At 34.9% G+C, this 5981-nt stretch carries 5 protein-coding genes and 1 pseudogene; 3 read left to right on the forward strand and 3 right to left on the reverse strand.

Annotation, left to right across the window (positions count from 1 at the left end):
• Positions 1-577: 577 nt before the first annotated feature.
• The gene (locus H5154_RS22150; protein WP_182719646.1) at positions 578-940 is read right to left on the reverse strand and encodes a hypothetical protein; all 363 of its coding nucleotides are present in this window, start codon (positions 938-940) and stop codon (positions 578-580) included.
• Between the two features lie 2 nt (positions 941-942).
• Positions 943-1293 (reverse strand): MotA/TolQ/ExbB proton channel family protein, encoded by a 351-nt coding sequence (locus H5154_RS22155; RefSeq protein WP_182719647.1) that lies wholly within the window; start codon positions 1291-1293, stop codon positions 943-945.
• A gap of 162 nt (positions 1294-1455) precedes the next feature.
• On the opposite strand from H5154_RS22155, the gene H5154_RS22160 reads away from it, so the two are divergent.
• Entirely contained in the window at positions 1456-2349 is an 894-nt protein-coding gene (locus H5154_RS22160) for a hypothetical protein (RefSeq protein WP_182719648.1), read from the forward strand.
• Positions 2350-2358: 9 nt separating this feature from the next.
• On the forward strand, positions 2359-2964 hold the full coding sequence (locus H5154_RS22165; protein WP_182719649.1) for a hypothetical protein: 606 nt from the start codon (positions 2359-2361) through the stop codon (positions 2962-2964).
• Positions 2965-3055: 91 nt separating this feature from the next.
• On the opposite strand, the pseudogene H5154_RS23885 reads toward H5154_RS22165, so the two are convergent.
• Positions 3056-3550: pseudogene (locus H5154_RS23885) on the reverse strand (transposase); the annotation flags it as partial.
• Positions 3551-3961: 411 nt separating this feature from the next.
• Between H5154_RS23885 and H5154_RS22180 the strand changes: the two are divergent.
• On the forward strand, positions 3962-5981 hold a 2020-nt coding region (locus tag H5154_RS22180; RefSeq protein ID WP_182719652.1), incomplete at its 3' end, for a tetratricopeptide repeat protein.

Here is a 5981-nt window from a genome sequence, read left to right on the forward strand (position 1 = left end):
CCGCGTTCAATAGCTTGGGCATTTAAATATTTTAGCCCACCTATTTTTTCAAGTTGAATTTGTGTTTGCTCGCGAATCATAATTTCAATTCGTTTTGCTTTTATAGCCAATCCCAAGTTTGGAATACCCAGCCCCCACTTTAAAACACTCTACAAAATACACAAGCTCTACACACCAGTAAATACGGGCTATTTGTCCTTATTATATATTTTATTTTTTAAGGGCTTTTTCACAAAAATACACAAAATATACACACGGTTTTTGTTGTGTAAAAAGAAAAAGCCATAAGACAATAATATCTTATGGCTCTTAATCTAGGTGTTTTGACTTGTACTATTCAAATTAGATTTTGTAATAACTTTGACTCGTTTTTACTTAAAAAATTACTTCAAATAGTCATTAAGATTTATTCATTAGAGTCTTTTATATGTCCTGCTCTAACTACAAACGACACTTAATTTTAAGATATTAACGTCAATAAACTAATTAAACGATATAAGTCAAAAGCAAATACACAAAAGTTATTTCATAGCAATAAAGGTTAATTTGTTTTAATGATATTTATTCAATATATAGCTTATAGGTTTATAGTTCTTATAAATAGTGGTTTACCCTGTGCTTTAGACATTAACTGTTTCTGCCAACTTAAGCTAAGTTTTATAGACATATTTTCATCCAAAGCTAAAATAATTTTGTCCGCAGCAAACTCTTTTACAACATCCCCGTCTGCATTGATAAATTCATTTTTTTTACTACTTGGGTACACCACAAGTTCTTTCACATTAGTTGATTGACCTTGAGTAGTGCCATCAACTTTATCTTGTGGAGTAGCAGGGATTGCTAGCTCTAATAATAAAACACAAACTAAAGATATAAATAAGTCTAATGCTGACTGTATTGAGTCTAACTCATCGTTTAATAGGGTATTTAGGCTGCTCATTATTAAACTACCTTTTTTCTAAGTTGTAACTTACCATTACGTGCTAGTAAGTTGGCAAAAGCGCCAATCACAGTTGTTATTAATGCAGGGCCGATGGCTGCTCTCATTTGACTGCTTTCAACGCTGAGAGAAAGGCATAATCCCAATATAGTAAAAAAGAGCCCCAAGGTTGAGCTGTTAGTAGTCACAAAGTCTAACAAATAAAGCGTGTCCTCAAAGGTCTTTCTATCTGCATGGGTTTTTAAATCATGCTTAGATATAATTGGAAGCCTCCATGCTTTCACATACGCTCTAATTGCACAAAGTAAAACCAGAACCATAATTGTTACCGAAATTAATCCAAAAGGAGACATGTTGTAATATCCAAGTATGTAGAGAGTTTCTTATTTTAATCTCAAAAAAATAGAGTTGAATTTTAAAAGTTAGTTACCCCCTAGGGGGTAACTAACTTTTGTCATTTGAACCCTTAAGCTTAAGCGTTATAACAAGGTATATTTAAAATGGAGATATACCCAATGAAACGCTATAAAACATTAATATTCGCTGCTATGTGTTCAACCCTATCTTTCACAGCAACTGCAAGTCAGCAACTTACACTGCAGGTTGATAAAGAGCCCTTAACGGTTAAAGCTAATGAATTTGTTAAAGCCCAAACAGATGCAACTAACGCGGTGAATAAAGCAAATACACAAGCTTTAAAGCAAAAAGATAAAGCGCGAAAATCACTTGCGAAATGCCATACTGAGCCCACCCCAAATATATGCCAAGCAGTTATATATAAAGAGTTGTCGATAGGCCTCAAAAAGAATGCAAGTTTATATGACGAAGCTCAATCGCATGCAAGTCGCTTAGGTACATACACGGCGCAAGAAAATGACTATGTTGACGAAGCACAAGTGGTATTAGATGAAAAGGTAGATGGCCTAAACAAAGATATTAATAGTCTCAAATCGGAATTAGCCGCGATGCTTGAAAAAGTAGAAAATGGTGAACTCAGCAGAAAAAACCAAAGAAAAGCAGCTTCTCTATTAAAGCGCTTAGAATTTAAAAAAGTCATTCTTGGTCATAAACAAGATTTTAGTAAAATGCTGATTAGCAAAAAAAATTACCTAGCTAATAACCTAGAACATATTGATACATACAAAATGGACTTAGAAGCCGCTGCAGAAGATGCATTGATAGAGGCTAGTCACTTTTACGAGCTTGCTGAAGATTTTGCTCAACAGAATAAGTTCGCATCAACTATATCGCTCAAGCAACTCGAATGGCCGAGTCAGACTGTAAGCGATATTAATCACATAAAAATTAAAGTAATTAATTCAGCTGAATGGGAAACGACGGCGCCAGAGGCACCATCAGTTAATTACCCTAACATTGTAGAAGCAATTAAATCGGCACTAGCGGAATAGGATTATAGTATGAAAGCCTTAATGAAATTTTGTTTAACTACGATATTTACAGTGGTCATTGTAATTTTTCTTCAGCGTATCTTAGAGCACCAATCTGTGCCTGAAAAGTTACTTGATAGCACTATTATTCAGCAAACTGTGGATAAATTAACTTTTTTATTTAAAGAAAATACTGAGGAAAAAGTCACCGCACTAAGTGATAAATATGACAAAGCTGATAGCACAGATGTGAAAATAGATATTGATGAAAAAGAGCCTGATAAGCAAGTGTTTGAGGCAGAAAATAATGATGAATCATTAGTTATTTTGATTGAAAACATAGGCTCTCTCAGAGAGGCTATCAAACAAAAGCAAGTTGTTTTAATTGCTAAAGAGCAAAATGACACATTTATCTTAGATTCGAGTGAAATGGTAAAAGCATTGGATAACAACACTGCTAAAAGCTTAGATATTTCTTCATATTTTGTAAAATCAAACCTAGTTGAACATTACAAAGATGACTTTTTAGCAAAAGGTGTACGTGACATGGCTCGTGTAAGAGTTTACATAAAGACCAGTTTAATGAATCGCATTCCTAAAAACACTAAAGAGCTAGAGCTTCCTTATTATAATTAGCCCACCACCGGTTCAAGCTATCAATTCATTACATGATTGATGGCTTTTTTCATTTATATGAAACCTTAGGCTAGCAACTATGGGAAGTCCATATAGCATCAAGCCAAACAATCGGATAGTGACTATCAAGTGGCCGTTGTTGCCATGCTTTGAGCTCCGGTACAAGTTTATCGGTAATAGCACTTATCGTACCTGTGGCAACGTTCATGCCGTACATATCTTCGATGTGCTTATTGATATCTCTATAACTCATGCCCATGCTGAACACATAGATAGGATTTTTGAGTCTATTTCATCATTAAGCGTGGTTTAATTTTTTTTGACGAATTGAGGCTCAGTGCTACCACTTCGATCTCTTGGGGTATCTAGCTCAAAATTGCCAACCGATGACTTAAATGTTTTAGTACTAGAGCCATTTCCACAGTTAGGCTTTTGCTCATTAGCAAGATGCCGTTCAAGCTTAGCATTAAGTGCTGACTTGTTTAGCTGTGTGATAAGTGATGTGAGCACATCATCTTTACCATTAAGTTTTTTTATCTGATTAAAGGGCCTTAAATGCATCTTCGAAGTTGAATTGATTTGTCATGTGTCATTCCTTTTTATCAGCTTACTGAAATGATACTGATCTTTGAAAACTAACGGCGTAAGCTTTAAAAGTATTTAGTAACTTAGTTATGTTGGAAAGTTTTTCATGTAAGTAAGTCAAGGTTTCCTTTATAAAATCTAGTGATGTCGTATATGAAATAGAATAATGATGGTTATTATTTTAACTTACTAAATTTGATAGGCTTTTAATTTCGGTAGAAAAGCTCCTCAAAAACTATCGACATCTGTAATCAACTCAATTAATTTATTCACTATAACTTCTTGTTTGTCGTTTTTTGGCCGGCAGTTTTGCTCATAAAACAGTCTTTTAGTTCCTTATCTTTCTATATTCTTACCCTAAACTTAGGGAAGTAAAGACTTTATAAACAGAAATCAGCACTGGGGATTAAATATGGATAGTGATCAACTTGGTATCTTACTAAATAGAGCCGTAACGCATCATCAAAATAATGACCTTAATGAAGCGGCTAAAATGTACCAACAAATCTTAGCATTTTTGCCAGATACAATTATTGTAGAATCTAATGATGATATTGATTTTTTAGATTTGATATCAAAGACAAATAATAATTTCGCTCTTTTACTTAAAGATATTGGCCAATTAGCTGATGCATGCAATAAACATAAGCAGGCCATTATTTTAATGGAGGCTATTCGTTCGTGGCGCTGTGCGTTTAAACAAGAATGGTCTATAAATGAGCAAAATGACTTGGCGTCGGCGTATATGAATCAAGCATCTATATTTAAACTCCAAGGAGCATTTGATGATGCATTAGAACGGCAACAACAAGCTATCCTATTAAGAGAAGGTATCCGCGCTTGGTGTAATGAAAATAACAAGGAGTGGACAATTCAACACCAAAATTATTTAGGTAATGTTTATATTAATAATGCGAATCTACTTGATGATATAGGTTTACTGGATGAAGCTAGATTACAATACCAAAAAGCTATAATTTTAAGGGAAAAAATTTTTTCTCAGTGTGGTAATAATGAACAACAATGGCAAATTACTTATCGAAAAGATTTGGCTAGTGCATATTTAAATTTTGCCATTCTGCTTATGAGGTCTGGCGTCTTAGATAAAGCCAAAGAGAAATATCAAAAAGCCGTCTTTTTATATGAAGGGATCCGAAGTTGGTGTGATGATAATAAAAAGCAATGGCCGATTGCGCACCAAAGTGATTTGGCCTACGCATACTTAAATTTTACAGCTTTGCATATAACGAACAGCGTATTTAATGATGCACAAGAAACATGTCGAAAAGCTATTCTTTTGATGGAGGACATTCGTAGATTTTGTGAACGTAAGGGACAGCAGTGGCCAATAAAATATCAAAACAATTTGGCAGGTGCTTACGTTAATCTTTCTATTGTACATATTGAGACTGGTGAGTGGAACTATAGTTATGAGCAATTGAAAAAAGCAATCACTTTGATGGAAGCTATTTGCAAGTGGTACTATGAAAATAGTGAAAAGTGGCCTGTTAGATACCAAGAAGACTTAGCATTGGCTTATATGAGTCTAGGTAATTTACTAAGTGATACCGGAAACTTAGATGATGCCAAAGAGCAATACTACAATGCTATTTATCTGAGAGAAGGTATTCGTGTGTATCTGGATGCAAGCGGGCAGGAGTGGACTATTATTCATGAGAACGATTTAGCGGAGGCTTATTGCAAGCTTGCTATCATACTTATGGATACAGGTGAATTAGATGATGCAAAAACAATATTTGAACAAGCCCTTATTTTAAGGGAAAATATTCGTGTGCATTGTCATGAAAATGAGCGAAAGTGGTCAATCCTGTATCAAAATGACTTAGCGCTTACTTACATGAACAGGGCAAACTTACTCAAAAAGCAGGGCCTTTTGAACGAAGCCAGACGAGAATACCAGCATACTATCTTGCTAATGGTAGAAATTAGCATGTATTATGATCATTCTGGGCAGCAGCAACCGGTTGCATTTCAAAATAACTTGGCAATTACTTACATGAATATGGCGTTGTTGCTTCAAGAACTTGGTGCTCTTGGTATTGCTGAGGACCGATACCAACAAGCAATTCGTATATATGATGATATGTTTCTCGAGGGAATAAAAAATAAACTCCCGCTAAATATTAGAGTAAATAGATTAATTGCTTGGCTTAATTATTTTTCGGTCGTTAATGTCCCAGTCACAGAGTCTTTTTTATGCCTTACGAGCGAATCTATTGAACTACTTGAAATAGATAGAGGACAGAAAAGTCAGACAGCAAGCCTTCAATTACTCCACCGCATGGTGGCTTTTTCCTTGAAGAATAACGAGATTAGCCTAGCCCTTAAGCTTATCCACTGCGTACAAGGTAGAGAGCTTGCTTATAAATTAGAAGCCTCACAATTAACAGGTAATGAGCCTGAAGTGGTAA

Origin of the sequence: Pseudoalteromonas sp. SR44-5, from assembly GCF_014163675.1 — a bacterium.
In the GTDB taxonomy this organism is placed as follows: Bacteria; Pseudomonadota; Gammaproteobacteria; order Enterobacterales; family Alteromonadaceae; genus Pseudoalteromonas; species Pseudoalteromonas rhizosphaerae.